The sequence below is a fragment of the Proteus vulgaris genome, assembly GCF_011045815.1.
GTDB classification, from domain to species: Bacteria; Pseudomonadota; Gammaproteobacteria; order Enterobacterales; family Enterobacteriaceae; genus Proteus; species Proteus vulgaris_B.
On record NZ_CP047344.1, the window covers coordinates 2,093,011 to 2,111,333 of the forward strand.

Below are 18,323 nucleotides of genomic sequence, written 5' to 3' on the forward strand. Positions count from 1 at the left end.
CTACTCCACTACTTTACAATAAAGAATGCAAAACGATTGAGAATTTCTGCAATCAGTATTGTTGCGCTACTTACTATTACCATACGCAATCCTGAAGTAAATACAGCATTACGATATTTCCATACACTGTATCCCATCATTAAAATACCAAGAATTGACAAAATCCATGCAGATATTCTTAATCCGAATGTTTCATTATACGCAATGATGGACGTATGAGGGAATGTTATTACATCATTAGTTGAGATGACTGATGACATCCATTCTAAATAAAAGGGTTGCTCCGCCATACGTAATGTCACAGCAAGAAAAATAACGACTAATGCACTGATTACAATTCTTTTTGCTAGTTCACTATTTACAAAGGCTTTAACTCGAAGTGCTGTTATTAATAGCGCTATAGCCGCCCCTGTTGAAAATAGTGCGCCTATAAACATAAAGTAAGTATTAATGTGCATCCATGTCAGCATCGAAGTGTTGTAATACAATGACGCCATACAAATTATATCGATGATGCCAAACAAACCAATAACCGCTAATAAAGTTTTGTTCATACGTCCTTTAATCAAAATCATTAAGGTATAAAGGCATAATGCACCAAGATAAACAGCAGCAAATATGATTTCACGACTCAACCATGATGAAGAAATATGGCGTAATGCATGAAAAGCATTCCATGGATATCCCATATGTAGCGTTGATGCTAATAATCCTAAACATCCTAAAATAGTGGCAGTTAATAACACGGGCCGCATAGCAATCGTGGCTCTTTGATTACCAATCTCTTTTTCTAACCAACAAAAATAAAGAGCCGAAAAAAGAGTTACGCCAACAGAACTCTGGACGAATAAAGTAAATGTTACTAATGGCCATTCATTCATGCTTGAACTCCTCCCTTTTTCGTCGCGCCAGTATGAGGTTTGATAACTAAATTTGGATTAGTCATCGTAAAGTCAGGTAATCCTTGAACTTGGCTTAAATGACCATATTTCGCTCTTAACTCTTTAATCTTGCCAAATTTGATCGCATTTAGCGGGCATGTATCAACGCAAATTGGATTTTTTCCTTCTGATAGTAAATCAATACAAAAATCACATTTTGACATTTGTCCGGTCTCTTCATTCATTTGTGGTGCGCCATAAGGGCATGACCACGCGCAATAACCACAACCTACGCATTTAGAGGTATCAACACGAACAATGCCATCACCTTCTCGTTTATGCATTGCTGTTGTTGGGCAGTTTTTCACACAAACGGGTGATTCACAGTGGTTACAAGAAATAGTTAATGTATATGCAAACACATTATTAACCAGACCACCTTGTCCAGTTGGTGCAAAACCGCCCCCTTTTACTTCATAAATACGGCGAAAACGGCGGCCAACTTCTAAATTATTTTTATCTTTACATGCTACTTGGCAAGCTTTGCAACCAGAACAACGAGAGGAGTCAATAAAGAAACCGAGCTGTTTATCGCTTACCGGTGCATATTCTTTAAAGTTACTCATGCTTTGGTTACCTCAACTAAAACCGTTAAATGTGAATTACCATGTGATAATGGTGTCATTCGTGTCGATGTTAAAACATTAGGGCATCCACCATGATCAACTCCGTTTTCATCGGGAGCCCACCAAGCACCAGCTTGTAAACCAACAACTCCAGGAATAATGCGTTGTGTTACTAATGCTGGGATTTCAGTGATCCCGCGATCGTTATAAATACGCACCATGTCACCATCTTTGATACCTCTATTTTCAGCATCAATTGGATTTATCCACGCCTCTTGACGTTGAGCTTCTTTTAACCAAGGATTAGCATACTGTGTTGAGTTAGCTCGATTTTTTCCTTTCCAAGTCAACATTTGCAATGGGTACTTTTCTGCTAATTTGTCTTCTGGGCCTTCAATTGCTGGCACATAATGAGACAAAGCTGGAATATCAGGATTATTCATGTCATAAAGACGTTTAGAAAAAATCTCAATTTTACCTGAAGGTGTCGGGAATGGATTATTTTCAAAGTCATTAATATTTTTTTCAAATGCAACAAAAGGAGCATCTTTAAAAAGGTAATGGCGTGTTTTTTGTAACTCTTCAAAATTAGGAAAATCAGGTCTATCTTCAAAACGTGTTTTGTTAGTATCAACAAGGTGGGAAATCCACTCTTTCTCACTACGACCTTCAGTGAACGCTTCTTTTACACCCATTTTTTCAGCAACTTCCGTGATCCATTCATAATCAGAACGGCGTTCAAAAGCGGGCTCAATAACTTTCTCAGAAAGTAGAAAATAATTACCTGTTCCCCATGTGTTGCCTATGTTCCAGCGTTCCAAAAAACTGGTCTCTGGCAACACTAAATCAGCATATTTTGCTGAAGGTGATAAATAGAGATCACTAACAACAATAAACTCTACTTTTGATTCATCTGCTAATAATTTTGCTGCTGCATTCACATCGGGATTTTGGTTAACTAAATAATTGCCTGCTAATGAGAAGATCATCTTAATATTAGTATCAAGTTTATCTGCATCAAGAAGCCCATCTTCAGCACGAACTGAACTTGCATCTTCAACAGCCTGCATCCAGTTCATAATAGAGATTTTGGCTTTTACTGGATTTTCACCAATATTAGGCCCATGTATAGATTGACGATTACCAATACCACCATATCCTGCTGCCCATGCTCCTTTCTTACCAACATTTCCTGTAATGGCTGCGAGTAATGACGAGCCTCTGGCACTACGTTCACCACAAATATGACGTTGAGGCCCCCAACCTTGAATTAATGCGGCTGGTTTTGTCATTGCATATTCACGAGCTAACTGACGAATAGTGTTAGCAGGGACTCGTGTAATATTTTCAGCCCATTCTGGCGTTTTCAAGACACCATCTTTCATGCCTGTTAAATAGGCAACTAAAGACTCATTAGCGGGAACACCTTCTGGCATATGCTCTTCATCAAAACCAATTACATATTTATCAATAAATGGTTTGTCATGAAGATTTTCGGTGACAATGACATACATCATTGCATCCATTAAAGCATTATCTGTCGTTGGTAAAAGCGGTATCCATTGATCAGCGAGAGATTGGGCGGTATCGGAATAACGAGGATCAACCACAATAAATTTAGTCCCATTATTTTTCATCTTTTGAAAATAATGGTTAGTATGCCCAAAAATGGTTTCATTAGGATTATGACCCCATAAAATCACTAAAGGTGTGTCTTCAAGGGTGTCTAGAGAGCTACCTGTTTTTGCAATACCATAAGTATAAGGCGTTACCTTTAAAGTGTTACCCAAACTGACTGAATGGTAATAAGGAAGATACCCTCCTGTTAAGTTAAAGAGTTTCTTCATCATGGTATCACCAGAAAAGATCCCTCCTGTTACCGCTGTGCTCACAGTTAAAAAACGACTTGCAGCACCATGTTTCACCGTTAAACGTGTCACGTTTTCTGCAATTAGTGTTGTTGCCTCATCCCATGAAATGCGTTCAAATTTACCTTCACCACGTTTGCCGACTCTTTTCATTGGGTATTTTAATCTATCAGCATGATAAGAAAATTTACGATAACCTCTGCCGCGCACACACGCTCGCATAATTGGCATGGTTTCATCTAATTCATTATCGGGTCTCGTTGTAATTCGAGTGACAATTCCTTCCTTTATATGTGCTCGAATATCACATTTCCCACCACAGTCAAAAGTGCTACATGTTGCTACTACAGTAGCGGGAGTGGTGTCTATTTTTGCCATTGGTAAGCTTTTATCTGTATTAGCGTGTGCATTTCGTGCGAAAAATGGCACAGTAACTAGTGCGGCGCTTGTTTGAACAAAGTGGCGACGGCTCAATGACATCATCCCTTTGTTTTTCTCACTTTTTTCTATTTTTTTCATTAGTTTATCATTCTCACATAACAACTCTCATTAGTGAAAATGATAGGATATAGTGGTAAACCCTCATTGATGTACATCAATACCACTTAATAGGTAATAGAATGTTTCAATTTTCCGCACTTCTTTGCAGATCCCCCACTTTTTATAAGGAAAAGCTAATTCAAGTTAGCATTAAGTTGCATCAAAAATACATCTAGTTAACTTTACCTATATTTATGTTAATAAAAGAAAGAGTTATGTATAAAAAACACGAATTTAAGGTAAAGCCGTAAACTAAATGTCAATATAAAGATAGAAAATATTGAAGCACACCTTCATTTTTGGCTTTTGACGAGGATAATTTAGTAATAGCACTATAACTTCATTAGAAAATCGAATAATATACCAATTGAGTATAGGGTTAGCGCAAATTGTTCTAAATAAGCCTTTAAGCAAAACATCGTTTTTATCAAGATACATGTTTTGTTACATTCAGAATTATTTCTACACGTATCGTTATTCCCCTTACCAATTACTGCAATATGTGTTAAAATTGACGCATATCAATATTTTTATTTGTAATGAGCAAGCTTATGATCCCAGAAAAACGCGTCGTTCGCCGAATCCAATCTGGCGGTTGTGCAATCCATTGTCAGGATTGCAGTATTAGCCAGCTCTGCATCCCGTTTACTTTAAACGAGCATGAGCTTGATCAACTCGATAATATTATCGAGCGTAAAAAGCCCATCCAAAAAGGTCAAACCTTGTTTAAAGCAGGTGATGAGCTGAAATCACTTTATGCCATACGTTCTGGTACAATTAAAAGTTATACCATTACTGAAGAAGGCGACGAGCAAATAACAGGATTTCATCTTGCTGGTGATTTGGTTGGTTTTGACGCCATTATTAATACCGAACACCCTAGTTTCGCTCAAGCCTTAGAAACATCAATGGTTTGCGAAATTCCATTTGAGACTTTGGATGATCTGTCAGGCAAAATGCCTAACTTACGTCAACAAATGATGCGCCTGATGAGTGGTGAAATCAAAGGTGACCAAGAGATGATCTTACTGCTATCGAAAAAGAATGCAGAAGAACGTTTGGCTGCTTTTATTTATAACCTTTCTCGTCGTTTCGCTCAGCGTGGTTTTTCTCCTCGTGAATTCCGTTTAACCATGACCCGCGGTGATATCGGTAATTATTTGGGTTTAACCGTCGAAACAATTAGCCGTTTATTAGGTCGCTTCCAAAAAAGTGGCATGTTAAGCGTTAAAGGTAAATACATTACCATCGAAGATGGTACGTTATTAAGTGAACTAGCTGGTAAACTTCCTTCGTCAGCTGAAGTTTAATCTGTATTACATTTCACTCGCTAATTTTATAATGGGGCACACAAATTTGTGCCCCATTTTCTATTTTGTACTATTGCATTTTATCTTCTTGGGTTATCTTTAAATTGTAGATGGATAAATCCAGCCCTAAAGAGGATATTACAATGGAAAAATATCAAAACCTTCTCGTTGTCATTGATCCTAACCAAGATGACCAACCAGCACTTCGCCGTGCTGTCTATATCGTTCAGCGTAATGGTGGGCGGATAAAAGCTTTTCTACCTGTTTATGATCTCTCCTATGACATGACAACCCTTTTATCTCCCGATGAACGCAACGCAATGCGCAAAGGTGTTATTAGTCAAAAAGCAGCTTGGATCAAACAGCAGTCTCGCTATTACCTTGAAGCCGGTATAGAAATTGACATTAAAGTCATTTGGCATAATCGCCCTTATGAAGCCATTATTGAAGAAGTTGTAGCACATCAACATGACTTACTCATAAAAATGGCTCATCAACACGATAAATTAGGTTCTCTTATTTTTACTCCTCTAGATTGGCAATTACTTAGAAAATGTCCTTGCCCTGTTTGGATGGTTAAAGATAAAGAATGGCCTGAATACGGCACTATTGTCGTAGCGGCAAATTTATCAAATGAAGAATCTTACCATGATGCTCTTAATCTAAAACTTATCGAATTAACAACTGATTTATCTCATCGCATACAAAAAGATCCTGATGTTCATCTACTCAGTGCTTATCCTGTTGCACCGATTAATATTGCGATTGAGTTACCTGATTTTGATCCTAATCTTTATAACAATGCACTTCGTGGTCAGCATCTTATTGCGATGAAAGAGCTTCGTCAGAAATTCGGCATCCCAGAAGAGAAAACACATGTTAAAGAAGGATTACCAGAACAAGTTATTCCTCAAGTTTGTGAAGAGTTAAATGCAGGTATTGTTGTTTTAGGTATTTTAGGAAGAACGGGGCTTTCAGCAGCCTTCTTAGGAAATACTGCAGAACAACTGATAGATCATATTAAATGTGATTTGTTGGCCATCAAACCTGATGGTTTTACCTGTCCTATTACAGTTGATAGCGATCACGATTGATTGTTAAAAGTACCCATTAAAAAAGCCAGTCAAAGAATTGACTGGCTTTTCACTATTCGTTGTCTGTATCTATTACAGTGCTTTTAAAATTGCATCTACGCTAGCTTTAGCATCGCCAAATAACATTTGTGTATTCTCTTTAAAGAACAGAGGATTTTGAACTCCTGCATAACCTGTATTCATTGAGCGTTTAAACACAATGACGTTTTGTGCTTTCCACACTTCTAATACTGGCATACCTGCAATTGGGCTATTTGGATCATCTTGTGCTGCTGGGTTTACCGTATCGTTAGCACCAATAACTAAAACAGTATCAGTATCAGAGAAATCATCATTGATTTCATCCATTTCTAATACAACGTCATAAGGCACTTTAGCTTCCGCTAACAATACATTCATATGGCCCGGTAAACGCCCCGCTACTGGGTGAATACCAAAACGCACTTTCACACCACGTTGACGTAATTTTTCAGTGATGTCATGCACAGGATATTGTGCTTGGGCAACCGCCAATCCATAACCTGGAGTGATAATAACGGACGTTGAATTTTTCAGCATGTCAGCGACTTCTTCAGCCGTTGTTTCGCGATACTCTCCCATCTCACCTTCTTCAGTTGGAGCTGAACCATCTGTACCAAATCCACCTGCTATTACGCTAATAAAAGAACGATTCATCGCTTTACACATAATATAAGAAAGGATCGCACCTGAAGAACCCACTAATGCACCTGTTACAATTAACAAGTCATTGCTCAACATAAAGCCTGCTGCTGCTGCTGCCCATCCTGAGTAGGAGTTCAGCATCGAAACAACAACTGGCATATCAGCACCACCTATCGATGCAACTAAATGCCAGCCAAATGCTAATGCAATTATAGTCATTATGATGATTAAGAAAACTTGTAAGCCGACACTGTCAGTTTTAACAAACCAAACCATCAATAAGAAAGAAACAACCAAAGCTGCAAGGTTTAATTTATGGCGATTAGGCAACATCATCGGTTTCGACGACATTTTCCCACTTAATTTACCATAAGCAACAATTGAACCTGTAAATGTAACTGCACCAATAAAGATCCCTAAAAAAACTTCTGTTAGATGGATATTCACCATCACAGGATCCATTGCCGTGTTGTGGTCAAGATAACTGTTAAAACCCACTAAAACAGCTGCTAAACCTACAAAACTGTGTAAGATTGCAACTAATTCTGGCATTTGAGTCATTTCGACTTTTTTAGCTAAACGGATACCAATAACAGCACCGATTACCATTGCAATAATGATCCAACCTACATTGCCAGCATAAGGTCCAAAAATGGTTGCGAACAATGCAATCGCCATCCCTGCAATACCAAAGTAGTTACCTTGTTTAGAGGTTTCATGCTTTGATAAGCCGGCAAGGCTAAAAATAAATAATATCGCGGCGACAATATATGCCGCTGTAACAACTCCGCTGGACATAATTGTCTCCCTTATCCTTTACGGAACATTTTCAACATACGTTGAGTAACAGTAAATCCACCAAAAATATTAATACTCGCAATTAAAATTGCGACAAACGAAAAGAGGCTAACCCAACCACCACTCCCAATTTGGAGTACAGCACCGACAACGATAATGCCTGAAATTGCGTTTGTAACTGACATCAATGGTGTATGCAATGAATGGCTAACATTCCAAACAACGTAATATCCCACCACACAAGAAAGCGCGAATACCGTAAAGTGAGATAAAAATTCTTTTGGTGCAACATTGGCAAGCCATGCAAATAATAAGAAAGCAATAGCTAATAAGCCGTATTTCTTCCAAGGTGAAACAGGTTTAGCAACGGGTTTCTCTTGTGGTTTCGCAGCAGGCGTAGCTTTAGGCTGTGCTGAAACTTGAATCGGTGGTGCAGGCCATGTGACTTCACCGGCACGAATAACAGTGACGCCTCGAATAACAACATCATCAAAATCAATATTGATGTTGCCATCTTTCTCTTTACAAAGTAATTTCAGTAAATTGACTAAGTTAGTACCGTAAAGCTGAGACGATTGTGCCGGCAAGCGAGCTGCAAGATCTGTATAACCAATAATTTTCACACCATGTTCTGTCGTAAAGACTTCATTCGGTACGGTATATTCACAGTTCCCCCCATTTTGGGCAGCAAGATCAACAACCACACTCCCTGGCTTCATTGAATCAACCATTTCTTTCGTGATTAAACGAGGTGCTGGCTTTCCTGGGATTAATGCGGTTGTAATGATGATATCAACATCTTTTGCTTGTTCTGCAAATAACGCCATTTCAGCATCAATAAAGGCTTTTGACATTACCTTGGCATAACCATCACCACTGCCTGCTTCTTCCTTAAAATCAAGTTCCAGAAACTCAGCGCCCATACTTTGAACTTGTTCTTTAACTTCAGGACGAGTATCAAATGCACGAACAATTGCGCCAAGACTTCCTGCTGCACCAATCGCAGCAAGACCTGCAACACCGGCACCAATAACCATCACTTTAGCTGGTGGTACTTTACCAGCTGCAGTAATTTGTCCCGTGAAGAATCGACCAAATTCATGAGCGGCTTCAACAACAGCACGATAACCTGCAATGTTTGCCATCGAGCTCAACGCGTCAAGAGATTGTGCACGAGAAATACGTGGCACACTATCCATGGCCATAACGTTAATGTTCTTTTCAGCTAGTTTTTCGAGCAATGGCGCATTTTGTGCTGGCCATATAAAACTCACTAACGTTGCACCTTCTTGTAATAATGTTATTTCATTATCAAGCGGTGCATTTACCTTCAAAATAATGTCTGACTGCCAAACATTTTGGAGGTCGAGGATCTCAGCACCAGCGTCTTGATAAGCTTTATCTTCAAAGCTTGAAGCAATACCAGCACTATTTTCAATTGCGACTGTAAATCCTAATTTTATGAGTTGAGTTACTGTGGCAGGTGTTGCCGCAACCCTTGTTTCATTAGAAAGTCGCTCTTTGGGTATACCAATTCGCATAATTTTCCCTTCTTATCCATAGAGACCTGTTAAAACCTCTCCGTTAATTTCACATTCATGCAAAAAAAATGTTAAAAATAATAATATGCATGCCATTAATCGGAGCTCTAATAACCTACTGAAAATAAAACCAATAATCTATATCTGTGTAAAGCTAAAATTGAACTTAATTGGATCATTTTAGTCGAAAAGGCATATTTATGAATTATTCACTATATTCAGGTAAATATCTGGTAACATATACTGGTCATTTGACTCTGTGGTGATTCACTAAATAAAATAATGCGACAAATGCTATTATTACATGTAATAATTAATCCCTATGTGATAAACCACTACGTTCAGCACATGACCAATATTAATTGCGCAAGGCGGAAGGATTTTGTATGAAGCTGAAAACCTCAGTCATCGCAGCAGCGATGTTATCTTTAACTAATATCACTGTTGCGCAGGCTGCTCAGGAATTAACCCCCGAACAAGCTGCAGAACTAAAACCATTTGAAAGAATTACAGTTATCGGTCGTTTTAACGCTATTTATGAAGCCGCTGATGCGGTATCTCGTCGTGCGGATAAAGTCGGTGCTGATAGTTTCTACATTCAAGGCCTAGATGATATTAGTGATAGTGGCAACATGAGTGTTACTGCTGATCTATACCATAAAGATGCACCCAAAGCAGAAGAAGAAAGCTATCGTGTTTTTCATGGCGTAACTGAATTACCAAAACCTGAAGCAATTCTGTTACAACCATTTGATACTGTTTCTATCCGTGGTTACTTCCCAACAACTCCAGATATTAACGATGCAATTGCAAAAGCGGCGGCTAAAAAAGGTGCTGCATCATTCTTTATTGTACGTAATGTATCGACAAATGATGGTGGTAACCAAGAAGTTACAGCTTATATCTACAAAAAAGATGCGCCTAAACGCGCTATTCAAGCACCAGAAGCAGTTGTTCCCTATGATTCTGATGCCGGTCGCGCACTTATTGCAGAAGGCGGAGTCGCTGCTAATAAAGTTGAGAAACCAGGTCTTGCATCAAACACTGATTTTGATAGAAGCGTAGGTGCATTTGCTGATACCCAAACTTCGAGTGCAAGTGGTCGTTACACTGTAACATTACCTGATGGCACTGAAATTCAAGAAGTTAACAAAGCTGCTGCTGCGTTAATGGATCCTTTTGATACCATTACATTTAGCGGGTACTTTGTAAACTCACCAGAAATTTCTTATCAGGTTGCTAAACGTGCAGCCGCAAAAGGTGCCAAGTATTACCATATTACCAATGAATGGCAAAGTGATGGTGGTACAGTCACTATTACTGCTGACTTATTCAAGTAATAAAACTTCCTAATTTAAAAAAACCTTGCTTATGCGAGGTTTTTTTTACTCAAAATATAATCAAACAAACCACATTTTGTAAAAGTGCATAATTTTTATGATTTAATGCATAGACAACCAAGTTAACTCTCCGTAAAATCTCGCTGTTTTTTAGTGTTTTTATCTTTATTTAAATTTGAGATATTCATATTTATTCTATTTACTGACCAAAAAACAAGAAAATACGCTATTTATTTACAATTTTAATCACGTAGGTAATTATCCTTGAATAAGAAACTTGGCTTAATATCACTCACCGCGTTAGTGTTAAGCTCAATGGTTGGTGCAGGTGTATTCAGTTTGCCTCAAAATATGGCTGAAGTTGCTAGCCCTGCTGCATTGATTATCGGCTGGGTAATAACGGGTGTTGGGATACTCTTTCTTGCCACGTCTTTATTGCTTCTCTCTCGCCTGCGACCTGATCTTGACGGTGGTATTTTCACTTACGCTAAAGAAGGATTTGGTGAGTTTGTTGGTTTCTGCTCTGCATGGGGTTATTGGGTTTGCGCAGTTGTCGCTAACGTTTCTTATCTTGTTATTGTTTTTGCAGCCTTCAGTTTTTTTACAGATTCCCCTGAAAATGTCATTTTTGGTGATGGGAATACTTGGCAGGCCTTAATAGGAGAATCCATATTACTTTGGGTTGTCCATTTTCTTATCTTACGTGGTGTACAAACAGCCGCCAGTATTAATTTAATGGCAACAATGGCAAAACTTATTCCGCTAGGATTATTTGTTATTGTCGCCCTATTAGCTTTCAATATGGATATATTTACCCTTGATTTTCAAGGAATAAATATGGGTATTCCTGTTTGGGACCAAGTTAAAAATACAATGCTGATCACGCTATGGGTATTTATTGGTATTGAAGGTGCCGTTGTCGTTTCTGCAAGAGCTAAAAATCGACGAGATGTTGGTTTAGCGACTGTACTTGCCGTTGTTATTGCTCTGGTTATTTATATTCTTGTGACACTTTTATCACAAGGTTTAGTCAGTCAAGCTGATTTAGCCGCAATGAAAAACCCATCAATGGCTCCTCTGCTTGTACAACTGATTGGTAGTATGGGTGAAATAATTATTGCCGCAGGTCTTATTTTATCTGTTTGTGGTGCATATTTAAGCTGGACAATTATGGCCGCTGAAGTTCCCTATATCGCAGCATTGCATCATTCATTTCCTAAACAACTCGGTAAGCAAAATAAAAATGATGCACCATCATCTTCATTATGGTTTACCAACTTAGCTGTTCAATTCTCTTTAGTGTTAATTTGGCTAACAGGAAGTAACTACAACACTCTACTGACTATCGCCTCAGAGATGATCCTTGTTCCTTATTTCTTAGTGGGTGCTTTTCTATTTAAAGTTGCTATTGCGCGTAGTAGCCGTGCTTTATTACTGATAGCTATACCCGCAAGTTTATATGGTTTATGGTTACTTTATGCGTCAGGTGTTATTAATTTATTGTTATCTGTTGTGCTTTACGCACCAGGTATCTTGATGTTTTTATATACACGCAAACAATATAAAGACAATAAACCCTTACTGTTAGGTGAGAAGATCCTGTTGGTACTTGTGTTATTTGGTGCTATTCCTGCATTAGGTTACTTATCTCTTTACTAAAATCACGCCTAGAGGTGCAATAAAAATAGCACCTCTTTTCTTCCTCTTTAGCTTTTTCTCTCATATTTGTCTCTATTAAAAACCCTATTTTTAAACGGGTAATTTTCCCCCTACTAAGCTGTTATTTTTTACACAAATGGTTAGGTATGTATAGGTTAAGAAACTTATAGCATGTTGTAACTAATATATAGATAACTATTAATTAGCAAGAGAATAAAAAAACCCACAAGAAGTATAAGTTCCCGTGGGTTCAAACATGTCACTATTTAATTAGTTAAAACTTATTTGTTCTATTGCCTGCAATATACGTTTATCTGAGATTGGATAAGGTGTTCCTATCTGTTGAGCAAATAGACTCACTCTTAACTCCTCTATCATCCAGCGAATATTTTGTACATCGTCTTGCTGTTTTTGTTTTTCAGTCAATTTGCCTAACCATTGTTGCCATTGCTGAATAACATTTTCAACTCGGCTCATTTGAGCACGATCACGATTAGGATCGATAGCCAATTTTTCCATTCGTTTTTCAATCGCACTTAAATAACGAGGAATATCAGCAAGGCGTTTCCAACCGTGAGAGGTAACAAAACCAGGAAAAACTAACTGGCCAAGCTGGGCTTTAATATCAGATAATGCAAAAGCAACACTAATATCAACCCGCCCCTTTAAACGCTTATTGATGGCAAATACTTGCGTTAAAATTGCTTCAACTTGTTTTGCTATATCAACCACAGCATCATTTAATTCTGCTCTGACATACTCTTGTAGCTTTTGATATTCGTCTTCTTGCCAAATTAAACCACCATAAGATGAGATAAGTTTATCAACACCACAAGCGATACAGTCATCGATTAAATCAAGCACTTTGCCATAAGGATTAAAATAAAGACCAAGTTTTGCTTTATTTGGTAATTTTTCATGCAAGTATTTAATCGGTGAAGGAATATTTAATAATAATAACCGTCGTACCCCTTCCCACATTGAAGCTTGCTGTTCAGTTTCTGTTTCAAAAAGCTTAATACCTACACTATTTTTTTCATCAACAAGTGCCGGATAAGCCTTCACTGAATAACCACCGCGTTTTTGCTCATAACGCTGAGGCAAATCACCAAAACTCCAAATATGCAGATTTTGCTGCTCAATACCATCATCAGCCACAGCCGATAAAGTTTCTTGCACTTTTTCCTTTAAGTTCTCTTTTAATTTATTGAGATCTTTACTTTCTGCCAGAATTTTATTTTTATCGCCAACAACACGAAATGTCATTTTTAAGTGTTCGGCAACTTGATCAAGCTGCCAACTCTCTCTATCAACGGTCACGCCCGTCATACGACGTAATTCTTTTTCAAGTCTATCGAGTAAATCACCTTCAACTTGAGGTACACGCTCTAAAAAAGCAGAGGCATAGTTAGGTGCTGGTACAAAATTACGGCGGATAGGTTTTGGTAATGACTTAATCAAGGCCACAATCAATTCATGACGAATACCCGGAATTTGCCAATCAAAACCTTCGTCTTTTACCTGATTTAAAATAGGTAATGGAATATGGACAGTGACACCATCAGCCGCAGTACCCGGTTCAAATTGATAGGTTAAGCGTAATTTTAAATTATCTTGTTGCCAGTAGTTCGGATAATCTAATGCACTAACTCGTTTAGCATCATCTTTGATAAGCATACTTTTTTCAAAGTTAAGCAGATCAGGTGATGTTTTCTGTGCCTCTTTCCACCATTTATCAAAATGCCGAGATGAAACAACATCCTGAGGTATTCGTTGATCGTAGAAAGTAAACATTGTTTCATCATCGACAAGAATGTCACGACGACGGGATTTATGTTCCAACTCTTCAACTTCTGTCCGCAATTTTAAATTGTCACGGAAAAATGCATGACGAGTTTGCCAATCCCCTTCCACTAAGGCGTGTCGAATAAAGAGTTCACGGCATAAAAGCGGATCAATTTGACTATAATTTATAGGTCGAGAGGCAACGATAGGTAAACCATACAATGTTACTTTTTCATTAGCCATTACAGCACCTTGCGCTTTTGACCAATGAGGTTCGCTATATTGATGTTTCACCAAATGTTCAGCAATAGGTTCAATCCATTCTGGTTCAATCCGAGCCGCAATTCTCCCCCATAAACGAGATGTTTCGACAAGCTCCGCCACCATTGTCCATTTAGGCGGTTTTTTGAATAGACCTGAGCCAGGATAAATAGAAAAACGAGCATTTCTTGCACCTGTGAACTCTTGTTTATCTGCATCTTTTTGTCCAATATGCGACAATAAACCGCTTAGGAGTGCGACATGAACACTTCTAAAATCAGCAGGCTCACTATTAACTGGAAAACCTAATTCTTTCACAACTTGTCGTAATTGCGTATAAACATCTTGCCACTCTCGAACGCGCATAAAATTTAAAAATTCTTGGCGACACAGTTTTCTAAACTGGGAATGACTCAACTCTTTTTGTTGAGTTTTTAAATAATCCCACATGTTTAAAAAAGACAAGAAATCAGAATCTTTATCTTGGAAGCGCCGATGTTTCTCATCAGAAGCTTGTTGTTTATCCATCGGTCTTTCACGAGGATCTTGAATTGAAAGCGCGGAAGTAATAACCATCAACTCTTTAACAGCACCATATTTACGCGCTTCAAGTACCATTCTTGCTAAACGAGGATCAATAGGAAGTTGTGCAAGTTGTTTTCCCATAGGGGTTAAACGATAAGCGCCATTATTATCTGTTCCCTCTTGTAATGCTCCTAGCTCTTCTAATAATCGAACACCATCTTGAATATTACGTTTATCGGGTGGCTGTACAAATGGGAACGCACCAATATCACCTAATCCTATTGAGGTCATTTGCAAAATAACAGATGCAAGGTTAGTTCTTAATATTTCAGGATCAGTAAACTCAGCACGAGAAATAAAATCATCTTCTGAATAAAGACGAATACAAATACCATCAGAAACACGACCACAACGCCCTTTCCTTTGATTGGCTGATGCTTGAGAAATAGGCTCTATTGGAAGTCGTTGTACTTTAGTACGATAACTATAACGACTGACGCGGGCGAACCCCGTATCAATAACGTATTTAATACCTGGTACAGTTAATGAAGTTTCGGCAACGTTAGTTGCTAAAATAATACGTCTGCCATTATGGGGATGAAAAATTCGATTTTGTTCACTGTTAGATAAACGGGCAAATAAAGGTAATACTTCAGTGTGGCGAAGTTGTAATTTATTCAAAGCATCAGCAGTATCGCGAATTTCTCGTTCACCACTCATAAAAATAAGAATATCACCCGCACTTTCTCGGCTTAATTCATCAATAGCATCAATAATCCCATCAGTCATATCCTTATCGCTATCCAGTTCATCACCACCAATTGGGCGATACCTCACTTCAACAGGATAAGTTCTACCTGATACTTCAATAATTGGAGCTTGACTAAAGTGTTTAGAAAAACGCTCAGGATCAATGGTTGCTGATGTAATGATGACTTTTAAATCAGGACGTTTAGGTAATAGCTGTTTTAAATAGCCAAGAATGAAATCGATATTTAAACTACGTTCATGAGCTTCATCGATAATGATCGTGTCATATTGCAGTAACAGTTTGTCTTGTTGTAATTCTGCTAACAAAATTCCATCAGTCATCAATTTAACAAGTGTATTGTCACCAACATGATCGCTAAAACGAACCTTATAACCTACAGATTCTCCTAACGTACTTTTTAATTCATGAGCGATACGTTCAGCCACTGAACGTGCAGCTAAACGACGCGGTTGAGTATGACCAATAAATCCTTTGATCCCTCGACCTAATTCAAGACAAACTTTAGGGATCTGTGTTGTCTTACCAGAGCCAGTTTCCCCTGCAATAATAACGACTTGGTTATCTCTTATTGCATTATAAATAGCATCTTTCTTTTGACTAACTGGAAGATTTTCTGGGTAAGTAATTTCAGGACAATTAGCTTGGCGGCGAATTATCATCTGTTGTGCTGTGGTGATATCTTGCTTAATTTCACTTAATACCGCCTGTTTGGACTCTTCATTATTAATTTTAGCGACGCCACGTAGACGTTTTCTTAACCGATGCTGCTCCCGCAACGATAATTGCTCTATTTCTTGATAGAGCATGGCAGATGATAATGTCACCTTTTATTATCCTTTTTGAGGTTATTCTAATCAAAACTAATGCCTTTATGATATCACAACAGGCTATTGGCACATAAAGGCTTGGTTAAATTTCTTAGTCTATAATTTCATATAATCAATAATTTTGAATAGCATATTCAAAGGATTGTGATGTGATATTTTAAAGATTGGGTAAACTACTATTAACTAATAAATTTAAATAAATAGAACATTTTATAGACCACGAGAAAATAATGAAAAAGATCCTTGTACTGAAATCAAGTATTTTAGATAACTACTCACACAGCAATAAAATGGCTGATTACTTGATTGAAAATTGGCAAAATAACCATAAAGATGACCTGATTACTGTACGTGATCTCGCTAAAGATGCAGTACCAACATTAGACCAAGCTACTTTATTCGCTTTTGGAAAAGAAACAGCAATGCTATCTGATGAACAAAAAGTTGCCAGAGCATTATCTGATGAATTAATTAGCGAATTAAAAGCTCATGATATCATTGTTATCACGGCACCAATGTATAACTTCTCAATTCCGGCACAGTTAAAACATTACATTGATTATATCGCTCGTGCAGGTGAAACATTTAAATACACCGAAGCGGGTTCTGTAGGTTTACTTGAAGATAAACAAGCGGTTATATTAACGAGCCGTGGTGGTATTCATAAAGATAAGCCTTCTGATCTGATAGTTCCATACCTTACACAGTTTTTAGCTTTTATCGGTATCAATGACGTACAATTTATTATGGCTGAAGGTACAGCCTTTGGTGAAGAGCACACACAGCAATCCCATCTGCAAGCACAAAAAGAAATTGATACTGTGATTAGTACAAAAAATATCACCGCAAAATAATTAATTTTATCTTTTTATAAAAGCGCCTAACTAGGTGCTTTTTTTATATCTAAATATATAAAAATATATCAATACCACTTCATTGTTTTTATAAAAAAGACTTTATTAAATTATAACTAAAAAGCCTTAAAAGAAGATAATTCTAAAACGAACTATTTTATTAAACAAATAGTTTAATGTCCGTGTTTTTAATAAAAATTAATTACTGTTTATTCTTTTATTCACCATAAAAATAAAAACATTTAATTCAATTAAATTTGATTTTTAAAAGATAAATAAATAATATTTTTTGGCTTCTAGAGATAAGAAGATTATTAAATAATTTTATTAATTCAATAAATGGAATTTGAAATGAAAAAAAATTTACTCTCAATGCTTATTTTATCTACAACTTTTTTATCAACCCAATCAAATGCGCTTGAATATACAGAAAAAAATGTAGGTACAATTACGATTAATGGTTCTGTTACAGCGAATCCCACTTGCCAATTACAAGATATACAACCTGTTCAATTACCCCCAGTTCAAGCAAATAATTTTGGAGATAATCATATAGCAAAAACTGATGCTCAACCGCTTTCCATTCAATTTACTAATTGTAGCGAAAGTCTTTCTAATATTCAGTTGAAAATTCCAAAACAAACAAAAAATTCATTGGTAAATCAAGCGGATAATGGCAGTAATGTTAATATTGCCATTTTTGATTCAGAAAAAAACATTATTCAATTAAGTAATGAAAGACCTAAAGCATTTAATTTAAATATTGATAAAAATGCTAAAACCGCTGATTTTTCATTTGAAGTCAATTATATGAAACCAAATGGATTAGATGCAACACCCGGCTTAGTAAGATCTAGCTTATCATTTGACGTTATTTATAGTGATGTCGCTGTAGATTAATATCTTAAAAATTAACAAAGCTGGTTATCCAGCTTTGTTTTAACACTTCCAACTTAAAAATAATATTAAATTACTATAC

12 protein-coding genes are annotated in these 18,323 nt (G+C 37.2%); 6 read left to right on the forward strand and 6 right to left on the reverse strand.

Features of this window, described 5'->3' with window-relative positions:
• Positions 1–8: 8 nt before the first annotated feature.
• From GTH24_RS09915 to GTH24_RS09925, 3 genes are read right to left on the reverse strand one after another with little or no spacing between them, the layout of a single operon-like run.
• Positions 9–881, reverse strand: coding sequence for a dimethyl sulfoxide reductase anchor subunit family protein (locus GTH24_RS09915; protein ID WP_072068167.1), 873 nt, complete (start codon positions 879–881; stop codon positions 9–11).
• Positions 878–1,507 carry a DMSO/selenate family reductase complex B subunit gene (locus GTH24_RS09920; RefSeq protein ID WP_072068168.1) on the reverse strand — a complete coding sequence of 210 codons (630 nt, stop codon included), beginning with the start codon at positions 1,505–1,507 and terminating at the stop codon, positions 878–880. Before GTH24_RS09920 ends, GTH24_RS09915 begins: the two co-directional genes overlap by 4 nt.
• Positions 1,504–3,894: a DMSO/selenate family reductase complex A subunit gene (locus tag GTH24_RS09925; protein WP_164526353.1), complete on the reverse strand. Its 2,391-nt coding sequence runs from the start codon at positions 3,892–3,894 to the stop codon at positions 1,504–1,506. The genes GTH24_RS09920 and GTH24_RS09925 overlap by 4 nt, the downstream gene beginning before the upstream one ends.
• Positions 3,895–4,466: 572 nt before the next feature.
• Between GTH24_RS09925 and GTH24_RS09930 the strand changes: the two genes are divergently transcribed.
• Together GTH24_RS09930 and uspE are read left to right on the forward strand one after the other, a co-directional pair.
• Positions 4,467–5,225, forward strand: coding sequence for an FNR family transcription factor (locus GTH24_RS09930; RefSeq protein ID WP_072068170.1), 759 nt, complete (start codon positions 4,467–4,469; stop codon positions 5,223–5,225).
• 143 nt (positions 5,226–5,368) lie between these two features.
• Entirely contained in the window at positions 5,369–6,319 is a 951-nt protein-coding gene (gene uspE / locus GTH24_RS09935; protein WP_072068171.1) for a universal stress protein UspE, read from the forward strand.
• Between the two features lie 72 nt (positions 6,320–6,391).
• Here uspE and pntB read toward each other — a convergent pair whose 3' ends face one another.
• Positions 6,392–7,780: a Re/Si-specific NAD(P)(+) transhydrogenase subunit beta gene (gene pntB / locus GTH24_RS09940; RefSeq protein ID WP_164526354.1), complete on the reverse strand. Its 1,389-nt coding sequence runs from the start codon at positions 7,778–7,780 to the stop codon at positions 6,392–6,394.
• 11 nt (positions 7,781–7,791) lie between these two features.
• A complete protein-coding gene (pntA, locus tag GTH24_RS09945; RefSeq protein ID WP_072068173.1) occupies positions 7,792–9,321 on the reverse strand; it encodes a Re/Si-specific NAD(P)(+) transhydrogenase subunit alpha in 1,530 nt (509 codons plus the stop codon).
• Between the two features lie 386 nt (positions 9,322–9,707).
• On the opposite strand from pntA, the gene ydgH reads away from it, so the two are divergent.
• Both ydgH and GTH24_RS09955 read left to right on the forward strand, forming a co-directional pair.
• Complete coding sequence (gene ydgH / locus GTH24_RS09950) at positions 9,708–10,661, forward strand: DUF1471 family protein YdgH (RefSeq protein ID WP_072068174.1); 954 nt, start codon at positions 9,708–9,710, stop codon at positions 10,659–10,661.
• Positions 10,662–10,925: 264 nt separating this feature from the next.
• Positions 10,926–12,320, forward strand: a complete 1,395-nt coding sequence (locus GTH24_RS09955; protein WP_072068175.1) for a basic amino acid/polyamine antiporter — start codon at positions 10,926–10,928, stop codon at positions 12,318–12,320.
• Between the two features lie 270 nt (positions 12,321–12,590).
• Here the strand turns inward: GTH24_RS09955 and hrpA are convergent, their stop codons facing one another.
• Positions 12,591–16,487 carry an ATP-dependent RNA helicase HrpA gene (gene hrpA / locus GTH24_RS09960; RefSeq protein ID WP_141650176.1) on the reverse strand — a complete coding sequence of 1,299 codons (3,897 nt, stop codon included), beginning with the start codon at positions 16,485–16,487 and terminating at the stop codon, positions 12,591–12,593.
• A 233-nt stretch (positions 16,488–16,720) separates the two neighbouring features.
• On the opposite strand from hrpA, the gene GTH24_RS09965 reads away from it, so the two are divergent.
• Positions 16,721–17,344, forward strand: coding sequence for an FMN-dependent NADH-azoreductase (locus tag GTH24_RS09965; protein WP_072068176.1), 624 nt, complete (start codon positions 16,721–16,723; stop codon positions 17,342–17,344).
• 351 nt (positions 17,345–17,695) lie between these two features.
• Positions 17,696–18,244, forward strand: a complete 549-nt coding sequence (locus GTH24_RS09970; protein WP_072068177.1) for a fimbrial protein — start codon at positions 17,696–17,698, stop codon at positions 18,242–18,244.
• Positions 18,245–18,323: the final 79 nt, after the last annotated feature.